We start from the raw sequence: 22,416 nt of genomic DNA, 5'->3' as shown, positions 1-22,416 counted from the left end.
ATTCATTGCCTTCATTCATCTTAGCCGCGCTCCTAGCACGCTGTCAGATGATTATAAAGATAACGGAGAAGCAACTTGAAAGATTTACTCGATATCATGCAAAGCCCTACCGGCAACGGTAACCAAGAGTTTGATAGTATTCAAATTACCTTAGCTTCACCTGACGTGATCAAATCATGGTCACATGGTGAAGTTAAAAAACCAGAAACGATTAACTATCGTACGTTTAAGCCTGAGCGTGATGGTCTGTTCTGTGCCAAAATCTTTGGTCCAGTAAAAGACTTTGAGTGTTTATGTGGTAAGTACAAGCGCCGTAAGTTCCAAGGCGTTATTTGTGAAAAATGTGGCGTTGAAGTCACAACTGCTAAAGTACGTCGCGATCGCATGGGTCATATTGATCTTGCGAGCCCTGTTGCGCATATTTGGTTCTTAAAATCATTACCAAGCCGTATCGGTCTATTGCTAGACATGACGCTTCGTGATATCGAACGCGTCCTATATTTTGAAAGCTATATCGTAACCGAGCCAGGTCTGACTTCTTTAGAAAAGTATCAGCTGCTTGATGATGAAGATTATTATAAAGCGCTTGAAGAGTTTGGCGATGAGTTCACTGCCAAAATGGGTGCTGAAGCCGTTCAAGACCTATTAAAAGACATCGATTTAGATATCGAGATTGATGAGTTGCGTGAAGCAATTCCGCAAACCGGTTCTGAAACCAAGCTTAAAAAGATGTCTAAGCGTCTTAAGTTATTAGAAGCATTCCGTGATTCTCATAACAAGCCTGAGTGGATGGTAATGAATATCTTACCAGTACTACCACCAGATTTGCGTCCTCTAGTACCACTAGAAGGCGGCCGTTTTGCGACCTCAGATCTAAACGATTTATATCGCCGCGTGATTAACCGTAACAACCGTCTAAAGCGTCTATTAGAGCTAAGCGCCCCTGATATCATCGTACGTAACGAAAAACGTATGTTGCAAGAATCAGTCGATGCCTTGCTTGATAACGGTCGTCGCGGTCGTGCGATTACCGGTAGTAACAAGCGTCCATTGAAATCTTTGGCAGATATGATCAAAGGTAAGCAAGGTCGTTTCCGTCAAAACTTACTTGGTAAGCGTGTTGACTACTCTGGTCGTTCGGTGATTGTTGTTGGTCCTACGCTACGTCTACATCAGTGTGGTCTACCGAAGAAAATGGCACTTGAATTGTTTAAGCCATTTACCTATAACAAATTATTGTCTCATGGTTTAGCAACGACGATTAAAGCTGCCAAAAAGATGGTAGAGCGTGAAGAGCCACAAGTGTGGGATATGCTGGCCATGGTTATCCGTGAGCATCCAGTACTCTTGAACCGTGCGCCAACGCTTCACCGTTTGGGTCTACAAGCATTTGAGCCAGTATTGATTGAAGGTAAAGCCATCCAGCTGCATCCTCTAGTCTGTACCGCGTTCAACGCCGACTTTGATGGTGACCAAATGGCCGTTCACGTGCCATTGACCCTAGAAGCACAGCTTGAATCACGTGCATTAATGATGTCGACCAACAACATCTTGTCGCCTGCTAACGGTGATCCAATCATCGTACCATCACAAGACGTTGTATTGGGTCTGTACTACATCAGCCGTTCGTCAATCAATTCTAAAGGCGAGGGCATGATTTTTGCCACCGTTAATGAAGCATTGCGTGCGATTGGTTCAAACGATTTGCATGTAAACGCCAAGATTAAAGTACGTGTGACTGAAACTCATGTCGACGAAGAAGGTAATGAGACTAAAGAAGTCAAGTTACAAGATACCGTCGCTGGTCGTCTACTTATCTGGAACATCATGCCTAAAGGTATGTCGTTCGATGAGTGTAACGAAGAGATGACGAAGAAAAACATCTCTAAATTGATCAACTCTTGCTACCGTAAAGTTGGCGTGAAAGAAAGTGTTATGTTTGCTGACCAATTGATGTACCTTGGTTTTGCTCAAGCAACACTGTCTGGCGTGTCTATCGGTATCGATGATATGGTCATTCCGCCAAGCAAAGTACAAATCATTGAAACCGCAGAAGCGGAAGTTCGCGAGATTGAAGACCAATTCGAGCAAGGTTTTGTGACTGCGGGTGAGCGTTATAACAAAGTTGTCGATATCTGGTCACGTACCAACGATAAAGTCGCTAAAGCGATGATGGACAACTTAGCGACTGATAAAATCTTAAATGCTAAAGGTGAAGAAGAAGAGCAGAAGTCATTTAACTCTATCTTTATCATGTCAGATTCTGGTGCTCGTGGTAGTGCGGCACAGATTCGTCAGTTGGCAGGTATGCGTGGTTTGATGGCAAAACCGGATGGCTCAATCATTGAGACGCCGATTAAAGCCAACTTCCGTGAAGGTTTGACCGTACTTCAGTACTTTATCTCAACGCATGGTGCCCGTAAAGGTCTTGCGGATACCGCACTGAAAACTGCTAACTCGGGTTACTTGACACGTCGTTTGGTTGACGTGGCACAAGATTTGGTTATTACCAGCGAAGACTGTGGTACTGAGCAAGGCTTGCTCATGAAGCCGCATATTCAAGGTGGTGAGATCATTGAGAAGCTCGGTGAGCTAGTACTTGGTCGTGTGACCGCTCGTGATGTAACGTATAACGATGATGCTGATAAAGTATTGATTCCAGCGGGTACCTTGATCGATGAGCATTGGGTAAATGTGCTTGATAATAACGCGATTGATGATATCTGGGTACGTTCGGTTATTACTTGTGATATCGAACATGGCGTTTGTTCACAGTGTTATGGTCGTGACCTTGCCCGTGGTCATAAAGTCAATATCGGCGAGTCAGTCGGTGTTATGGCAGCCCAGTCTATCGGTGAACCTGGTACTCAGTTAACGATGCGTACTTTCCACGTTGGTGGGGCAGCAAGTTCAGCTTCTGTGGATAACAGCATCTCAGCACGTAATGCTGGTCAAGTGCACTTTGAGAACATGAAAACAGTGCAACATACCGATGGTCACTTGGTTATCGTGTCGCGTTCAGCTGAACTGGCATTGACTGATGAGCTTGGCCGTGAGCGTGAGCGCTATAAAGTTCCTTATGGTTCAAGCGTGCTTGTGAAAAACGAAGAGCAGGTTGAAGGCGGTCAGACTATCGCTAAATGGGATCCGCACACGCATCCAATTATCACAGAATTTGCTGGTACTGCACGCTTCAGTGACATCACTGATGGTATGACAGCGACGGTAAAAGTTGATGATGCAACCGGTATGAGCTCGTTTGAAATTCTAGCGACTCGTGACCGTTCAAGCTCAGCCAAAGACTTACGTCCGGCGATTATCTTGAACACTGACGAAGGTAAAGAAGTGGTTTACTTCTTACCAGCTGAAACCATCATTCGCGTTAGCGACGGTGAAAAAGTAGCAGCCGGTTCGATCCTAGGTCGTGTACCGCAAGCATCATCAGGTACTAAAGATATTACCGGTGGTCTACCACGTGTTGCTGACTTATTTGAAGCACGTCGTCCGAAAGATCATGCCATCATGGCAGAGATGTCGGGTGTAGTCAGCTTCGGTAAAGAAACCAAAGGTAAAAACCGCTTCATTATCACCAATGAAGATGGTGAGATTCATGAAGAGCTGATCCCGAAATGGCGTCAAATCAACGTCTTCGAAAACGAGACGGTTGCTCGTGGTGAGGTTATCGCTGATGGTCCACAAAACCCGCACGATATCCTACGTCTGAAAGGACAAACTGCGCTTGCTGACTATATCGTTAACGAAGTACAGGACGTATACCGCTTGCAGGGCGTAAAAATCAACGATAAGCATATCGAAGTTATCATTCGTCAGATGCTGCGTAAAGTTGAAGTAACGGACGGCGGCGATTCAAACCACTTTAAAGGCGATCAGGTCGAATATGCTGATATCAAAGCCTTGAATGCTAAACTGGAAGCGGAAGATAAATTCCCAGTACAGTATGAGCGTCAATTACTTGGTATTACCAAAGCAAGTCTGGCAACAGAAAGCTTTATCTCAGCAGCGTCGTTCCAGGAAACCACTCGTGTTCTAACTGCGGCTGCCGTAACTGGTAAAGTGGATGAGCTACGTGGTCTGAAAGAAAACGTTGTTGTTGGTCGCTTGATTCCTGCCGGTACTGGTCTTGCTTATCATAAAGCCCGTAAAGAAAAAGCGGAGCAAAAATTGCAAGATAAAGACTTGAATGCAGCGTTTGATATGACAGCCAGCACTGATAGCAAAGACTTTGCAAGCTTTGATGAAGCGTTTGCCCAAGAGCTTAACCAAGGCAATCACTAATCTAAATAACGCTTAGTTATTTTCTCAATAAAAAAGCCAGCCTAAGTTGCTGGCTTTTTTGTGGCTTAAAGAAAATAAATCAGGTAAATTATTTGTTTAGAATGTGACTTCAGAAAATAGTACACTGCTATATAGATGGTTTTTTAAATGCTTCTAAATATATGCTTCTAAATAAATATCTTAATCGCAAAACAAAGCTTATTAAGCAATTTTACTTATTCACGTAAAAGCTGTTTAAAAGACCTATTATTATAATCGTAATACCTATTAAACAAATCATTCACTAAATAACAAGGATAGGCGCATGGCAGGTAAGACTCGCGTTGCCAAATACCAAGCTGACCGTACCAATCAAAAGCTGTATTTTTGTCGTTTGGCTTGTCAGGCGGCAGCTAATACTAACGATAAACAGCTCTATCAAGCCCATTGTGAAACGGCCATTTTTCACCTATACGGGACATATCTTGCTTTTGTACAAGAACTTGGGCATTTTTATGGTTTAAGTATGACAGCGCCAACCTTAGCAGATATTGAAGAAGCACTAAGCGCCCGTACCCAAGTTTCGCCTGAAGTGCAGCGCTTACAACAATTACAGCAACAAGGTTTTTTAGCCAATATAGAGCATGCTTATCAGCGCTGTTTATATGCGGTATTGCCTGATAATGTTATCGATGAGCAGACGGGTAGTGAGATAAAAGAAGCACCCGATTTGATTGTAAATGTTGTAACGTTATCGAATCAGTGGTTGCCAGACGAAGCAACCATACGTGAATGGCGTCAGCAGTTTGCGGAGCTGATTGAGCAGCTACGTGCTGGTATGGTAGAGTTTTAATATCATCATCAGCTTTTTTCATTAACTCGCTTTAAGCTTACAAATTCGCCTTAACTTCAAATACAGGCTCTAAAAGTGCAAAAAAAGGTCTGGCGCAGGAGACTGTGCAAGACCTTTTTTATGAGACTGTTAACCAGAATAGTGGTTTATTTATTCTGGCATCGGCGGCATACGCGCAACTGGCGTTGCTGATAAAGGTTTGTTTTGAGGATTGTTGTCGTCAGTACGACTTGGCTTCGGTTTCTCAGGAGCTGGTCGATTTTGAATTTGCTCTTCAATTGGTTCAGGAGCAGGGGGCTTACGTTGCTGAGTGGTGGTCTTAACGGGTTTTGCTGATTTACCCTCATCGGCAGTATCGTCTTCAAGCTCGGCAGCACCTTCATCCATCATTTCTATAATGCTCTGCTTTTGCTTTTTTGATTTGGCACGGTTATTAATAGAAACCCATTGATGAGGGGTGTCTTTTAATTGGACTTTCATAAAGTCCATCCAAACCGGCAGCGCTGCTACGCCGCCATACTCGCGGCGACCCAGCGTTGATGGCTGATCAAAGCCCATCCATACAACCGTGGCATTGGTAGGATGAAACCCTGCAAACCAAGCATCTTTCGCTTCATTCGTGGTTCCGGTCTTACCGCCAATATCATCACGTCCTAAGGCTCTTGCTTTCACAGCCGTACCGCGCTGGACAACATCGCGTAAGATATCTGCCATCTCAAAAGCAACTCTAGGTTTTAAAATACGCGGTGCTTGTTCAGCACGTACGTACTGTACCACCGGCGCTTTTAGGCGATCTGAATATGGGCTTGCATCATAAACATCTAAATCAAGCGCTTTATCATCTTTTGCTATCTTGTCGTTACTGTCTGCTTTTAGCTCAGCGTCTTTTTTATCTGTCGCTTTGTCTTTAGCACTAACATTTTCATCTTTAGCAGCAGCTGCTTTATTCTCTGCTTCTATTTTTGCTTCATAATCTTTGATAAGCTTTTTATTGACAGCGTCAAGCTGCTCATTAAAGCATAAGGCGCAAGCTTGCTGCGGGTTGGCTTGAAACAGCAGCTTATTATCATAGTTATAAATTTGTTCGATAAAATAAGGCTGGATACGATGTCCGCCATTAGCAAAGGTGGCATAAGCCGTGGCCATTTGTAATGGCGTTGCCTGACCGGCGCCCAATGCTAAAGACAAAGTTGTAGGTAGCTTTTCTTTATCAAGGCCAAATTCGTCTAACAAATTGCGCGCATCAGAGATACCAATTGCTTGCAGCAAACGAATAGAGACTAAGTTACGAGATAGATAAAGCCCACGGCGTAAGGTGATATCACCTAAAAAACGTTGGTCGGAATTCTTAGGTTTCCAGTCACCTACTTGAATAGGGCGGTCCGAGACAATACTGTCTGGACGATAGCCTTTTTCTAAAGCAGTGGTATAAACCAGTGGCTTAATCGTCGAACCTGGTTGACGCCAGCCTTGTAGCGCGCGGTTGAATTTACTATGGTTAAAGTCAAATCCACCTACCAACGCTCGAACGGCACCCGTTTCAGGATTTAGAGAAACCAAACTACCCTGTACTTCAGGTATTTGTCCCAATTGCCAATTGCCATTGGTCGTCGGTATCAGGCGCACAATATCATTTTTGCTGACAATCTGACTGGCATTACTCGGAAAGTAGCCGATGCGATCGGCAGATATATATTTGCGCGCCCAGCTCATACCAGACCAGTTAACCGTTACATTCTCACCAGAGGGCATGGTTGCTTCAAAACTGCGAGAATTGACCTTGGTCACTTTGGCTGGAGACATATTGCTATAACGACGGAATTTTTCCAGCGGTTCGCCATTTGCTTCAGCGCCGCGCCAGCCATGACGGTGCTCATAAGCCACCAAACCTGTTAGTATCGCTGATTCTGCTGCTTTTTGTGCTTCGCTATCAACAGTCAAACGCACGCGCCAGCCACCATGCATCACTTGCTCACCATAGCGGTTGACCAAGGCAGAACGCGTCATCTCTGCCAAATACGGCATATTGACGTCAAGTTTTTCTTGATAAAGATTGATACCAATTGGGGCGTTAATGGCTTCGTCGTGCTGAGCCTTATTAATATAGCCCAATTCATGCATGCGTCCAATAATCCAGTTGCGGCGGGTGAGGGCGCGACTTGGATTGGCAACCGGGTTATATTTAGAAGGGGCTTTTGGCAGACCTGCGAGCATAGCCATTTCGGCAACGGTGAGGTTTTCTAGAGATTTACTATAATATTTTTTCGCAGCGGCGCGAATACCATAAGCGCCTTCGCCTAAATATATTTTATTGACATATAAGGTAAGAATGTCATTTTTGCTCAGCTCGTCTTCGATTTTACGGGCTAAAAACAGCTCTGTCAGCTTGCGATTTAGAGTACGCTCTGAGCTTAAGAAATAGTTTTTGGCAACCTGCATGGTAATAGTAGAGCCGCCCGTTTGACTCTCATCATCGGTGACCACTTCGGTCACAGCGCGACCAAGACCTTTAATACTAATGCCGCTATGTTGAAAAAATGACGCATCTTCTGCTGCTAAAAAAGCCTGCGTTAAGCCTTTAGGGATCTCTTCAAACGTAACCGGTAGCGATAAACGATTGCCGTACTGACCAATCAGTTTGTCGTCACTACTATATATCTGTAGCGGCATCTCTAGATTGGCCGTTTTAATCTCTTGAATGCTTGGCAAGGTTGGCGATAAATACATTGCCATACCGTAAAAGCCAATAGGTACGGCAAGTGCTAAGATTAGCGCTAACGCTAAGCAGGCAATGAAAAGCCCCACCAAAAAGTGAATGAGACGAGCGGTAGCATTTTTTTTGGTCATAAGAAGACTTATCAATTAAAGTTTCAATAGATAGGGCATTATACCTTGAACAAAATAGGCAAGTAATAATAAATGTGTAAGTGTTGCTTAATAAGTAATTTAAATGCTTGAATCTATCTGTTAAGTAAAGTATTGTACTAAATTATTACAAATAACTATCAGATTGTACACTTAACATAAGGTATAGAGTTTGTGAGGCTATTTACTTCTAAGAGTCGACATTTGATTGGCGTGGATATTTGCACCACCTCAGTGAAGTTGGTTGACATACAGCGTCAACAGGGCATATTTCACCTAAAATCTTACGGCATAGAAAGGTTGCCGGAAGGCGTAGTCGTCGACAAACTCATTGTAGACACCGAAGCGGTGGGTAACACAATAGCAAGCTTGGCGCGACGTTGCCAAGCTGCCGGTAGCAACGCCGCTACTGCAGTTTCAGGCTCAGCCGTGATTACCAAAATCATCGATATGGATATGGTGCTTAACGACGTTGAGCGTGAAGCGCAAATCCGCTTGGATGCTGATCAATACGTACCTTATCCATTAGAAGATGTTAATTTGGATTTTGAGGTATTGGGTCCCTCTTTGGTTAATGACAATATGGTGCAGGTACTATTGGCAGCGTCACGGTCGGAAAATGTTGACCAAAGAGTGGATGCGCTGACCTTTGGTGGCTTGCAAACCAAAGTAATGGATATCGAATCACATGCAATTGAGCGTGCCTTTGGTTTGATGGCAGATGGCCTGCCAAACGTACCAGATTTGGTGGCTGTCGTCGATATTGGTCATAATCAAACCACATTATATATTGCTAAAAATGGCGAGTTTATATATAGTCGTGAACAATTATTTGGTGGTACTCAGCTTACCGAAGCGATACAAAATCGATACGGATTATCCGCTGAAGAAGCAACGATTAGTAAACGCGAACGTACTTTGCCAGACGATTACTATCCCGACGTATTAACACCATTTATAGAAAATACCATTCAACAGATTACTCGTTCTCTACAATTCTACTTCTCTTCTAGTCAATATACCAGTATTGATCATCTGGTGCTTGCAGGTGGCAGTAGTTCTATTGCAGGACTTGCTGGCATGGCACAGCAAAGATTGGGCGTGCCTGTGAGTATGGCAAATCCGTTCATCAATATGACCATTGCTCCACATATCGATAATGAGCAATTGGCGCTTGATGCACCCAGCTTAATGGCCGCTTGCGGTCTTGCGTTAAGGAGCTTCGACTAATGGCTCGTATTAACTTATTGCCCTGGCGGCAAGAAGAGCGCGAACGCCGCAATAAAGAATTTATCACTTTGGTGGTGGCCGTTACTTTGCTGGCTCTATTGGCGGCATTCGCGTCATGGAGTTATTTTAACAATGAACTCGATGAACAGTTAGATGCCAATGCACTGATTGAACAAGAAAATGCGCGCCTAGATAAAGCCTTGGTAGAGATTGATAGCTTAGAGCAGCGCCGTGATGACATCGTCTCACGCATGCAGGTTATCCAAGATTTGCAAGGTCGACGTCCGGTTCCTGTACGGTTATGGGATGATCTTGCCAAGGCGATGCCGCCAGCGCTTTATTTAAATAACTTAAAACGCGAAGGTGATGTGCTTACTTTAACCGGTCTTGCTGACAATCCAAATATTGTCTCTAGCTTAATTCGTAACCTTGATAGTAGCAAATGGATGGGCAATTCAGCAGTGAGTAATATTCAGCAAAATATCACTGCTTATGAATCTGCTCCAGCGCTTAATAATACGGTCACTGCTGGTGAACAGCCGCGTCCTATTTATCCTGAAGACAGTTATGTTCAGTTTGTGGTAACGACCAAAGTACAGTCAGAAACGATTGAAGCTACTGATGCGGATGGTAATGCTGTGCTTGGAGGTGAGTTATGAAACTGAACCGTAAAAAAAGCCTCATTAAAACCAAAAAGACGGCGGTTAGTGCTAAAAAGCCGTTTGATTTGAATGAATTCCGCCGCAGCTTTGAGTCATTGGATGCTGAGAACTATGGCAGTTGGCCTATTCCTGTCAAAGTCACCGTGATTGGATTTATTATTGCCTTAATCGCTGCGTTGTCATGGGCATTGCCGATTAGCAGTAAAATTGATGAGATTACTGCTGCTGAAAGTCAACAGCAAACCTTACTGGATAGCTACCGTGAAAAAGAATCGCGGGCGCGCCATCTAAAGACCTATCAAGCGCAAGTGATTCAAATGGAAGCGGAGTTCAATACCTTACTTGATCAGCTACCCAAAGATACCCGTGTATCAGAATTGGTCGAAGGTATCAATATGACGGGCGTTGGCAGTAATATCCGTTTCCAAGATATTTCAGTAGAGCCTGAGATTGAAAATGAGTTCTTTATTGAGCAGCCTATTCGTATTGCCGCTTTAGGTGAATACCATCAGTTTGGTAGCTTTATCAGCGGGCTTGCTGCTTTGCCGCGTATTATTACGATGCATGATTTTGAAGTCAGTAATCCGCAGCCAACTTTGGATGTTTTACCTGAGCTCAATCTGGTGCTACAAACCAAAACGTATCGCTCAAAAGAAGCGGCTCCTGAAGGTGATGAAGCTGTCACGCCTGATGCTGCTACGCCTGATGCTGCAGGAGGCAACTAATGAATATCCAAAAACTGCCCATGCTGCTTATTTTAAGCGCCACTGTTTTGTCAATAATGGGTTGTACTGACCGTATTGGCATGGCAGAGCAGGCGATGGCTGATATTCGTAACCAGCCAGCGCAGCCGATTGAACCGCCGCCTAAGGCTGAGCTGGTAGAAGATTTTGTCTATAGTGCCAGTGCGCAGCGTAGTCCATTTTTGCCACCAAGCTTAGTGAACGTTCAAGGCCCTGCTACCTCTATCGATGGCGTGCGCCCTGATATCACCCGAGTAAAAGAACCGCTTGAGCAATATGAGCTATCGCAACTCGTCTTTCGCGGTGTCGTTATTTCCCCTGAAGGTCAGCAATATGCCTTAGTACAGCGCCCCGATGGTTCAGTTGCGAGCGTTAGAGTCGGTAATTATCTTGGATTAAATGACGGCCGTATTGTTGAAATCACGCCGACCCAGATTAACTTGATTGAAATTGTGCCAGACAGCCGCGCTGGGTTTGTAGAAAAACCCCAGTCGCTGGTCTCCCCTATAAGCTAAGTCGGCAGATTTTTTGAGGAATACATAATGACAGTACGCAATAACAAGGTAATGACGATGAACAACCGCGTATCTTCTACGTTTGCCATCTCTGCATTGGCAATGAGTATGGTAGCAGTTAGTAGCAGTGCTCATGCTGAGCAGCGCATCAATAACGTCTCTGTGGTACAGACCGCACCGGCCGTTACCCAAATGCGTTTGGGCTTTGCCGGCAAACCAGTATTACCTGCAGCCTACCAGCTTGATAATCCGAGCCGTTTGGTATTGGATTTTGAAAAAGTACAAAACGGACTTGCCAGTCGTTTTAATGAATATAACGTCGGTATGATCAAGGATGTCACTACCCTAAATAGCGACAATACCACCCGTCTGATTGTTGGGCTCAAACAAGCGGGCAATTATACCACCGCTATTGAGGGCAATGATTTGTTGTTAACGATTAGCGACCCTAGTCGTCCAGTGGTTAATCAAGTAGTTACCAATGACCCTGTGCAAGACGTGCTTAATGGCAATGCGGGTATCACTACCACTGCTGTTGTTACACCGATAGTTGAGACCAGTAGCAAATCAAGTGCGCCTATTCGTACCACAGCTACTAGCTCTACAGTAAACAAAACCCAAGTACCTGCTGATACCATGGTGGTGCGCGTCAATCCGTTGCTAAGCCCACAGCTTGCGGCCTCACAAGTGAGTAAGCAGTATAGTTATGACGGTTTAACGGCGGTTAATTTTACCGCAGGCAATGATGGTGGCGGTAATGTCAGTATTGCGCTTGCCAACGAAGCCATTCCAGTTGACGTCCAGCGTCAAGGTAATAAGTTGGTTGTACGTTTAACCGGCAGCACCGTTCCGAGAAACTTATTACGTCGCTTAAACGTGAATAGTGGTCTGGTTGATAGTATTGATACTAAAAACCAAGGTCAAAATGGTGTGATTACCATCAATATTAAAGAAGATTATGAGTATCAAGCTTATCAATCGGGTAACCAGTTAAATATCAATATCCGCAAGCCTGAGCTACTTCGTGAGCCAACGCTTGAAGAGAAAGTATATAGCGGTGAAGCGCTATCTATGGAATTCCAAGACGTCGAAATCCGTAGTGTGTTAGATATCTTGGCACAGTTTACTGATATGAATATCGTGGCTAGTGATTCGGTCGCGGGTAATATCACCTTGCGCCTGATTAATGTACCTTGGGATCAAGCGCTAGATATTATTCTAAAGAGTAAAAATCTTGGTAAGCGTGAAAATGGCAACGTAATTTTGGTTGCGCCTTCGACTGAGCTTGCTGAACAAGAAGCTCGTGAGCTTGAAGCGCAGCAAGCGGTTGAGTCGTATGCGCCGCTACGCACGGAATACATTCGCTTAAGCTATGCTAAAGCGGCTGATGTCTTGACGCTTATCTCTCAGGGTAGTGGCTCATCAGGTGGCAGCGGTACTGGCAACACAAATTCTACTGATAACAATACCTTGTTGTCTAACCGTGGTACGGTAACGGTTGATGAGCGTACCAATACCTTGATTATCAAAGATGTCGCTGAAAGCATTGAAAATATTCATAAGCTGATTGGTAAAATTGATATTCCAGTCCGTCAAGTAATGATTGAAGCGCGTATTGTTAGCGCTACCGATAGCTTTAGTAAAGAGATCGGCGTGCGTTGGGGTATTTTGTCAAACGGCGCTGCCAATAACCGTAACTTGTTGGTCGGTGGTAGTAATCAGACGCTATGGGACTTAAAAGATTTTGACGTAGAAACAACGACAGTTAATGGTCAAACCGTTTCTTATCCTAAATATGACATCAGCCGCCCTGATAACTTAAACGTTGACTTAGGTGTTGCTAACCCAGCGGGTAGTATTGCTTTTGGGCTACTTAGCATGTCAGATGTGATGCTCGATCTTGAGCTATCAGCACTACAAGCTGATAACCGCGGTGAAGTGATTTCGACACCAAAGATTTTGACGGCTGATAAACAAACGGCAAAAGTATCTTCTGGTACACAAATTCCTTATCAAGAAGCCTCGGCCAGTGGCGCGACCACGACCAGCTTTAAAGAAGCGGCATTGAGTCTGGAAGCGACGCCAAATATTACGCCTGATGGTAAAATTGGTTTGCAACTTGTTATTACCAATGGCACGCCAACGATTATTAATAATCAGGTAGCGATCGCTGAAGATTCAATCTCGACCAATGTCATTGTTGAAGACGGTCAAACCATTGTACTGGGCGGTGTCTTTAAAAATCGTAGCAGTAATGGTGTTGATAAAGTACCTTTCTTAGGTGACTTGCCTTATATCGGTCGTGCCTTCCGCCGTGATGTCCGTAATAACTCTAAAGAAGAGCTACTCATCTTTGTCACGCCAAAATTGATCAATGATGGCATCAGCCGTTTAAATTAATCAGCGTTTAATGTCTTTATAACTAAAAAAAGCAAGCATCAGCGCTTGCTTTTTTTATGGCCAATTTTTGCGTGTGCTTGGATTTTACTCACAATAATCAACGCGCATTACTAGCCAGAATATCAATGACGTTGTATCATACCTAATTTAGCTGAGTGCGTATTATGGTTGAGGAATTACCGTCGGTATTTCTAGTGGGGCCGATGGGAGCGGGCAAGACCACCATTGGCAGGTTACTGGCTAAGCAGTTAGGGCGCTCGTTTGTAGACAGTGATTGGTATATTGAGTCACAAACCGGCGCAGATATTGCTTGGATATTCGCTAAAGAAGGCGAAGCGGGCTTTCGCGAACGGGAGACGCGTGCCATCGATGAGCTGACGCAGCAATCACAAATCGTCTTAGCGACCGGCGGCGGCGCAGTAATGGCGGCCGAAAACCGTGCCTTTCTTAAAGAGCGCGGCATCGTCGTCTATCTCAATGCTCCGGTGGACGTGCAAATGGCGCGTACTGCCAAAGATAAGTCGCGACCATTGTTACAACAACCGAATCCTAGAAAAATATTGCAAGATTTATACAGCGCCCGCGACCCCTTATATCGGCAAGTGGCGCATATTATCATGCCGACCGGTCATACTTATCCTCGCCATATGGTCAATCAGTTATTGCAGCAACTAGACGCATTTTGTGCCTCAACTTCTATCAGCTCAGCACATCAAGAAGATGAATAAGAAAAAGTTTAATAAACAACGCCGCTCAATTTAATTCAATCCTCATACTTAAGGAGATTTTCATGGCAACGCCACTGTTTCATGCCACCCTAACAGTACAGACGCAAAGTCATGATTATCCTATCGTCATTACTGAAGATAGTAATGCAAGCAACCCTAAAAACATTGTTAGTAACACTGCTGAAAACACTACTAATAACAGCGCTGGAAATAGCATTGAAAAAAGCAGCATGGCAAGCCAAATTGCTCCTTATATTACAGGTCGTCAAGTCCTTATCGTCACCAATGAGACGGTTGCGCCTTTATATTTAAAGGCTATACAGGAGGAGCTTGAAGCGCAGTTTACCGTCAAGGTTTGTGTGCTCCCAGATGGTGAACAATATAAAAACCAGACCAGTATCAATCAGATTTATGATGCGCTGATGGCCGAGCACTTTAACCGTGATGTGACCCTAATCGCGCTTGGTGGCGGGGTGGTCGGCGATATGACAGGCTTTGCCGCCGCAAGTTTTATGCGCGGGGTCAATTTTATTCAAATTCCAACCACCTTGCTATCACAAGTGGATTCAAGTGTTGGTGGTAAGACCGGCATCAACCACCCCCAAGGTAAAAACATGATTGGCGCATTTTGGCAGCCGCAAATGGTGCTTGCTGATATGAGCACGCTGAAAACCTTGCCGGCACGTGAGCTATCAGCAGGATTGGCCGAAGTCATTAAGTACGCGCTGATTATGGATGCAGAGTTTTTGACTTGGCTTGAGCACAATCTACCAGCGATGAGGGCTTTGGATTTAGCCGTACTTGGCGAAGCGGTGAAGCGCTGCTGCCAGTACAAAGCCGATATCGTCTCCCAAGACGAAAGAGAGTCCGGTGTGCGCGCCTTATTAAACTTCGGTCATACCTTTGGTCATGTGATTGAAACCCATGAAGGCTATGGTAATTGGCTGCATGGTGAGGCGGTCGCGGCTGGCATGGTACAAGCAGCTGAGCTGTCGCAAAAGCTTGGTTGGTTAACGAGTGCTGACGTTGCCCGTATTAAGCGCGTATTGGTATTGGCAAATTTACCTATCACGCCACCCGCTATTGACGTACAGACGGCATTAGGTTTGATGGGTCATGATAAAAAAGTCAAACACGGACAAATCCGCCTTATTTTGTTAAAATCATTAGGTGAGGCAGTATTGACCAATGAATTTGATGCTGGACTGTTAACAGAAGTATTGTCACAACATCACTCATAAAGGTGGTTAAAGGTTAATAAAGGCGTCAATACTATTCATCATAACGTTAAGATTTTAATTTATGGCCTTATCATTAAGTGACAATTTTTTAACTGCATCTTTATAAGTATTGCGTTATAAATGGCTTTTTATCAGACTATCTTTATAAGTATTTTTCCCCAAGGACATCTCCATGGCAGCATCACGCTCGACGACTCGCACAGCTGGGCAGAAATATCGCCGTCAAGCACTGATTTGGCTGATAGCGACACTGCTATTGGGCGTGTTTACCGCCTTAGTTTGGATGTTTAGTCAAACGCCAGCGATGGGCGCAAAAATCGAGAATGAGCCAATATCAGCGCCGCAAGCCTCAACTGATGAGCTTGAGCAGCCGTTAAAGATAGAATCCTTGCATGAGCTTGATACCGATGTGCAGCCGATTAGTTTTGATGCCACCGTCCGTGATTTGCGCAGCTACCCCGATGAGTTTAAAGACAAGCGTTATCTGCTGGCTAATAAAGGCAAGTGGACGGTACAGGTGATGAATGTCGCTGAAAACGATGTCATTGTCAGCTATTTAGAAAGCCGTGAAGATCGCGAGAAGTTTGCTTATTTTCGCTACCTTGATGAAAACAATCAAGTACGCTATATGTTGACTTATGGGCTGATGAGCAGTCCACAAGAAGCGGTCGGCGCGGCTAAACTAATAGACTTTAAGCTGCCTGCTAATGTGCGTGTGTTGCCAGAAGAGATTAATCGCTACGTCAGTATTATTGATAATTATGAGCGTCCTGATCCCGTCAAGGACTTAAGCACCAAACGCACGCGCGCTGTCAATTTGCGCCCAACCAAACGCGAAGTGCCGGTGCGTCAGAAAGCACCAGCTAACGATAGTGCCAACGAGCAAGCAGCAAGTAATGCCAATCGCGGCGCGCAAGAAGGGACGAATAATAGCACTGCTGAAAGTATTCGTCAGTCAGTCGATACCTCTGAGACCTTATCTGTCAATGAAGAGCGTACGGTCGGTATCGAAGAGCAGACAACGACTGCACCAACACCAAAAAATGCAGATAATAGCCGAAAATCTGAAGCAAGTAACAACAATGAACCGAAAAAACCACCTGTGGTTGAAGCGCCTAAACCGCCGAGTGCGAATGCAAACAGTAATGCGGCTAATAAGAACGCCAATTCCAATGCGGCTAATAAGAACGCCAATTCCAATGCGGCTAATAAGAATGCCAATTCCAATGCGGCTAATAAAAATCCTAATGTTAATGCCGGTGCTAATAACAATGCCTCAAAAAACAACGCCTCAAAGAACAACAATGACAGCATAAAAGAGCTTATTGAAGAAAAAAGCAATTAATTTCAATGAGCGTTTATTAGAAAAGCCTACCAGCTATCCTGTTTGGTAGGTTTTTTTGTGCCTGTGATTTTGGTAAGAAAAATTATATTTGAATGTATGCAATGGTTATTAGGTTTTAATATTAAGGCTCATAGGCATGGAAAACTATCTAAAAGCGCATATATAAACGGCTTAAACGGGGTCTCAGTCGAGAAAGTTAGTAATAACATCATCATTGATAATATAATTTTTTACAAAATGGAGAACATAAAGACATAGAAAAGACTAGATTTTTTGTCAATCATTAACTAAGATAACTATGGGCAACGTTCTGTATAGTTATCGTAAATCGTGATCTAACATCGCAGCATTTAGTAAGTAGGCTTGCTATAAATACAAGCACTTACGCTTATGTTGTTGTCTCAAGCGCTGCTACTTGCTATCCCTATTAAGCTTATTGCAAGTGGCACAATCTCTCGTTATTACCCTAATTGGGGTCATTAAGGCGCTTGAGTACAGAGCGTCTGATATTCAAATTTGACGGTTTAGGCTAGTGATAGTAGCTACTTTACCCATCATTTTCTTGGCGCATTATCTATCGAAGTGGTTAACGCATATCAGCATTTACCAAGGTTTATGTGACTCACATTGGGCGCCTTAACCGCTGAAAGAAGATCGCAAGCCTGTAAAGACCGATAGTGAATGATGTATAAGGGCTTTAAGGATAAAAGGATAGATAGGGTGATGATCATTTATCTTATCTTATCTCCTGAATGCAGTCCTTTTAGTAGCCAACCCTAAAGTAAAGGTTGCAATTACTGTATAGTAATTAGAAGAGTAAAGAGAATCGTGGTAAGTATTTTTATCACCTTTAGAATCTTTACTCTATTTGCTCTGCCTGCGTTTTATTAATCCGCTTATGTGAATATATACCCGTTCTGCCTGCGGAGTTTGGTTTGTACATCATCTGAGATGTATATGCTGTCTGCTTACTTAAAAGGACAAGCTATGTCAATGATTTCCTCCTCTACGCATTTGGCGACCCCAGATGACTTCTCTGATAATTGTGGTTTTGGTTTAATTGCTCATATTGAGGGCCAAGCCAGCCATGATTTGGTAAAAACAGCCATTCACAGCTTAAGTTGTATGACCCATCGCGGCGGTGTCGCTGCGGATGGTAAGACAGGTGATGGTTGCGGTTTATTATTGGCGACGCCAAGCGTGTTTTTTAGCAATATTGCAGCTGAGCAAGGGTTTACGCTGACGGCCAATTTTGCAGTAGGTATGGTCTTTGTTAATTTAGACGAGACAAAAGCGCAGTATAGCCGACAGGTGCTCAATGAAGAGCTTAGCGCCCAAGGTTTGAAAGTAGCTGGTTGGCGGGATGTGCCACTTGATTTGAGTATCGTTGGTGAGATTGGTCGTGAGACCTTACCCGGTTTTCAGCAAGTATTTGTCAATGCAGCAGATGAGCTAGCCGCCGATGATTTTAACCGTAAGTTATTTGTCGCGCGTAAAAAAGCTGAACAACGCTTGGTTGATGACGAGCTGTTTTATGTATGCTCATTAAACTCTCAGACGATTATTTATAAAGGTTTGGTCATGCCATCAGACCTGCCAGCATTCTTTTTAGACCTACAAGATACGCGTTTGGCCTCGCATATTGTGGTCTTCCATCAGCGTTTTTCGACCAATACCTTACCGCGTTGGCCACTGGCGCAGCCGTTTCGCTATTTGGCGCATAATGGTGAGCTGAATACCATCACCGGCAACCGTAGCTGGTCTGAAGCCCGTACGCCAAAATTAAAATCTGATAAATTGCCCAATTTAAATGAACTAACGCCACTGGTTAATAGCACGGGTTCGGATTCATCAAGCTTAGATAATATGTTAGAAGTACTGATGTCGGGCGGTATGAGTTTATTCCATTCGATGTCGATTCTGGTGCCACCCGCTTGGCAAAACGTCGATAGCATGGATATGGATTTGCGCGCGTTTTATGAGTTTTACTCGCAGCATATGGAGGCGTGGGATGGCCCAGCAGGTTTAGTGATTCAAGATGGTCGTTATGCTGTCTGTATGCTTGACCGTAATGGTCTGCGCCCATCGCGTTGGGTCACGACCAAGAACGGCTATATCACTGTGGCATCTGAGGTTGGCGTTTGGGATTATGCGCCAAAAGACGTGCTCGCTAAAGGTCGGGTCGGTCCCGGTCAGATGCTGGTGATCGATACCATGACCGGTCAAATTATGGATACCAAAGCCATTGCGACGTTACTCAAAAAGGCCCATCCATATCGTAAGTGGCTACGTGAAGAAGCGACCCGTATCCGTGATGATGAGCGCTTAGAAGAAGAGTTAGCCGCACAAGCCTGCCGCGGCGAGCCGCTAAAAGCATTGCAAAAAATGTATCACATCACCAATGAAGAGCGCACTGAAATCATTCGCCCTAATGCCGAAAATGGTCAAGAGCCAGTCGGTTCGATGGGTGATGATACGCCTATGGCGGTGCTGTCACAGCAAATTCGCCATGTCGGCGACTTTTTCCGCCAGCAGTTTGCACAGGTGACCAATCCACCGATTGATCCATTGCGCGAGTCCATCGTGATGTCGCTACAGACTTGCTTAGGTGCTGAGACCAATGTGTTTGCGCCATCAGCACGCGACGCCCATCGTATTATCTTATCGTCGCCAGTTTTATCAGCCAGTAAAATGCAGCAGCTCGAAACTTTGGCTGATCCAGCGTTCCAAATGGCGCGTATCGATTTAAACTACGATGCCAATCTTCAGTTATCAGCTGCTATTAAAGCTATCTGTGAGCAAGTGGCAAATAGCATCCGTGCTGGTCATACTTTGATTGTCTTATCTGATAAAAATATTACTGCCGATAAAGTGCCGGCCAATGCCATTATGGTCACCGGTGCGGTACATCATTATCTGATAGCACAAGGTATTCGTACCGATGCCAATTTAATTATTGAGACTGGACTGGCGCGCGATTCGCATCAAGTAGCGGTATTGATTGGCTTTGGTGCGACCTGTATTTATCCATATTTAGCTTATGACGTCATTGATGATTTGGTAGCGACTGGTGAGCTGCTTGGCGATCCGATTCAAGCGCGGGTAAATTTCCGTAAAGGCTTGGATAAAGGTTTGCTAAAAATCTTATCAAAAATGGGCATCTCGACCATTGTCTCTTATCGCGGCGCGCAATTATTTGAAGCGGTTGGACTCTCTGAAGAAGTGGTAAACCTATGCTTTAAAGGCGTGCAAAGCCGTATTAAAGGCGCTACTTTTGCCGATTTGGCTGCCGACCAAGCACAATTGGCTGCCAATGCCTTTAAACGCCGTGCGCCGCTCGATCAAGGTGGCCTGCTGAAGTTTGTCTTTAATAAAGAATACCATGCCTTTAATCCCGATGTGATTAACAGTCTACATACCGCCGTACGGACAGGCGATTATAATAATTATCGTCATTATGCCGATTTGGTCAATAGCCGTCCTGTAGCGACCTTACGTGATTTGTTGCAATTAAAGACGGATAACGCTATCGATGTTAATGAGGTCGAAGATATTTCGGAAATCCTGACACGCTTTGATTCAGCTGGCATGTCTTTAGGGGCATTATCACCCGAAGCTCATGAAGCGATTGCCATGGCGATGAATACCATCGGTGGGCGCTCAAACTCTGGTGAGGGCGGCGAAGATCCTGTACGTTATGGCACGCTGCGTAATTCAAAAATCAAGCAAATTGCCTCTGGTCGATTTGGCGTGACGCCGGCCTATCTGCGTTCAGCAGAAGTGATGCAGATTAAGGTTGCCCAAGGCGCAAAACCCGGTGAAGGTGGTCAGCTGCCGGGCGGTAAGGTCAATGCGTTAATCGCACGTCTGCGTTATTCGGTACCGGGGGTGACGCTCATATCACCGCCGCCGCATCATGATATTTATTCGATTGAAGATTTGGCGCAGCTGATTTTTGATTTAAAACAAGTCAATCCAGATGCTTTAGTTTCGGTCAAATTGGTCTCGCGTCCCGGTGTTGGTACGATTGCAACGGGCGTAGCAAAAGCCTATGCCGATTTAATTACTATCTCAGGCTATGATGGCGGCACCGCAGCATCGCCACTATCCTCTATCCATCATGCTGGCTCGCCGTGGGAGCTAGGGCTTGCTGAAACTCATCAGTCGCTACGTGTTAATGGCTTGCGTGATAAAGTCCGTATCCAAACCGATGGTGGTCTAAAAACCGGTCTTGATGTGGTCAAAGCCGCAATTCTTGGGGCTGAAAGCTTTGGCTTTGGTACCACGCCGATGATTGCGGTTGGTTGTAAGTACTTGCGCATTTGCCATCTTAATAACTGTCCGACCGGCGTTGCCACCCAAAAAGCCCAGCTCCGCGATGAGTATTTCATCGGTGAAGCTGAGATGCTCATTAACTTCTTTAAATTTGTCGCAACCGAAACGCGTGAATGGCTTGCCGCATTAGGCGTACGCAGTATGGAAGAGCTTGTCGGACGCACCGATTTGCTTGAAGTGCTAGAAGGCAATACCGATAAGCAGCGTCATTTGGATTTAACGCCGTTATTATTTAGCCATCCAGCAAGTGCAGGCAAAGCGCAAACCTGTCAGGTTGCGCGTAATGAGCCGTTTGATAAAGGCTTGCTTGCTGAGCAGATGATTAGCGATATGCTGCTCAATATTCGTCAAGGGAACGGCGGCGATTATAGCTACGCCGTCGGCAACTGTGATCGCTCTATCGGCGCGCGTATTTCAGGTGAGATTGCACAGGTATGGGGCAATATTGGCATGAGTGATATGCCCATTAAGCTTCATCTAAACGGCACCGCAGGGCAAAGTTTGGGTGTTTGGAATGCGGGCGGCTTACATATTGAGCTTGAAGGCGATGCCAATGACTATGTCGGTAAAGGCATGGCGGGCGGTGAGATTGTCATTTATCCGCCGAAAGACTCAAGCTTTCATGCGCAAGAAACTGCTATCATCGGTAATACCTGTTTGTATGGTGCCACGGGCGGTAAGCTATATGCGGCTGGCACGGCGGGCGAGCGTTTTGGCGTACGTAACTCTGGCGCGCATGCGGTCATCGAAGGCACAGGCGACCATTGCTGCGAGTATATGACCGGCGGTATCATTACTATCCTTGGTCGTACGGGTCTGAATTTTGGCGCCGGTATGACGGGTGGTTTTGCGTATGTACTCGATATGGATGGCGACTTTTTTGATCGCTGTAATCATGAGCTGATTGATTTAAATCGTATCTCGAGTGAGCAAATGGAAGGTCATCGTATTTACTTGCAACACGTCATTGAAACCCATGTCGATAAAACCGGTAGTGCGTGGGGGCAGACCATCTTAGCGGACTTTGAGCATTATGCGCGTAAGTTCTATTTGGTGAAACCAAAAGCAGCGAACGTTGCGACCTTGCTTAAGACCACGACGGCTGATCCACAATAAACGGGATGAGTCAGCAAGAGGTTTACGAGCAGTTTTAATACATAGCCTTAATGCACATTTTAAGCAGGTAAATGACAGCCGGTATCCGTAAATTTGCCCCATTGAGGC

General features: G+C 44.9%; 12 protein-coding genes. 11 read left to right on the top strand and 1 reads right to left on the bottom strand.

What is annotated here, in order from left to right:
- Positions 1–75: 75 nt before the first annotated feature.
- The gene (rpoC, locus tag JMX50_RS02840) at positions 76–4,296 is read left to right on the top strand and encodes a DNA-directed RNA polymerase subunit beta' (RefSeq protein ID WP_201628323.1); all 4,221 of its coding nucleotides are present in this window, start codon (positions 76–78) and stop codon (positions 4,294–4,296) included.
- Between the two features lie 304 nt (positions 4,297–4,600).
- Positions 4,601–5,128 (top strand): DUF6586 family protein, encoded by a 528-nt coding sequence (locus JMX50_RS02835; RefSeq protein ID WP_201628322.1) that lies wholly within the window; start codon positions 4,601–4,603, stop codon positions 5,126–5,128.
- Positions 5,129–5,278: 150 nt separating this feature from the next.
- Here JMX50_RS02835 and JMX50_RS02830 read toward each other — a convergent pair whose 3' ends face one another.
- Positions 5,279–7,975, bottom strand: a complete 2,697-nt coding sequence (locus JMX50_RS02830) for a penicillin-binding protein 1A (RefSeq protein WP_201628321.1) — start codon at positions 7,973–7,975, stop codon at positions 5,279–5,281.
- Between the two features lie 192 nt (positions 7,976–8,167).
- On the opposite strand from JMX50_RS02830, the gene JMX50_RS02825 reads away from it, so the two are divergent.
- From JMX50_RS02825 to gltB, 9 genes are all read left to right on the top strand, one after another.
- Positions 8,168–9,223, top strand: a complete 1,056-nt coding sequence (locus JMX50_RS02825; protein WP_201628320.1) for a pilus assembly protein PilM — start codon at positions 8,168–8,170, stop codon at positions 9,221–9,223.
- Positions 9,223–9,882 (top strand): PilN domain-containing protein, encoded by a 660-nt coding sequence (locus tag JMX50_RS02820; RefSeq protein WP_201628319.1) that lies wholly within the window; start codon positions 9,223–9,225, stop codon positions 9,880–9,882. Before JMX50_RS02825 ends, JMX50_RS02820 begins: the two co-directional genes overlap by 1 nt.
- Positions 9,879–10,610 (top strand): type 4a pilus biogenesis protein PilO, encoded by a 732-nt coding sequence (locus JMX50_RS02815; protein ID WP_201628318.1) that lies wholly within the window; start codon positions 9,879–9,881, stop codon positions 10,608–10,610. The genes JMX50_RS02820 and JMX50_RS02815 overlap by 4 nt, the downstream gene beginning before the upstream one ends.
- Positions 10,610–11,143 carry a pilus assembly protein PilP gene (locus tag JMX50_RS02810; RefSeq protein WP_201628317.1) on the top strand — a complete coding sequence of 178 codons (534 nt, stop codon included), beginning with the start codon at positions 10,610–10,612 and terminating at the stop codon, positions 11,141–11,143. The genes JMX50_RS02815 and JMX50_RS02810 overlap by 1 nt, the downstream gene beginning before the upstream one ends.
- Positions 11,144–11,170: 27 nt before the next feature.
- A complete protein-coding gene (pilQ, locus tag JMX50_RS02805; protein ID WP_201628316.1) occupies positions 11,171–13,543 on the top strand; it encodes a type IV pilus secretin PilQ in 2,373 nt (790 codons plus the stop codon).
- Between the two features lie 164 nt (positions 13,544–13,707).
- The gene (gene aroK / locus JMX50_RS02800) at positions 13,708–14,271 is read left to right on the top strand and encodes a shikimate kinase AroK (protein WP_201565531.1); all 564 of its coding nucleotides are present in this window, start codon (positions 13,708–13,710) and stop codon (positions 14,269–14,271) included.
- 62 nt (positions 14,272–14,333) lie between these two features.
- The gene (gene aroB, locus JMX50_RS02795) at positions 14,334–15,512 is read left to right on the top strand and encodes a 3-dehydroquinate synthase (protein ID WP_201628315.1); all 1,179 of its coding nucleotides are present in this window, start codon (positions 14,334–14,336) and stop codon (positions 15,510–15,512) included.
- Positions 15,513–15,684: 172 nt separating this feature from the next.
- Entirely contained in the window at positions 15,685–16,857 is a 1,173-nt protein-coding gene (locus tag JMX50_RS02790; RefSeq protein WP_227670870.1) for a hypothetical protein, read from the top strand.
- Between the two features lie 987 nt (positions 16,858–17,844).
- On the top strand, positions 17,845–22,308 hold the full coding sequence (gene gltB / locus JMX50_RS02785) for a glutamate synthase large subunit (RefSeq protein ID WP_201628314.1): 4,464 nt from the start codon (positions 17,845–17,847) through the stop codon (positions 22,306–22,308).
- Positions 22,309–22,416: the final 108 nt, after the last annotated feature.

It is taken from the genome of Psychrobacter maritimus (assembly GCF_904846345.1).
In the GTDB taxonomy this organism is placed as follows: Bacteria; Pseudomonadota; Gammaproteobacteria; order Pseudomonadales; family Moraxellaceae; genus Psychrobacter; species Psychrobacter maritimus.
This window is presented reverse-complemented; position numbering and strand designations above follow the sequence as displayed.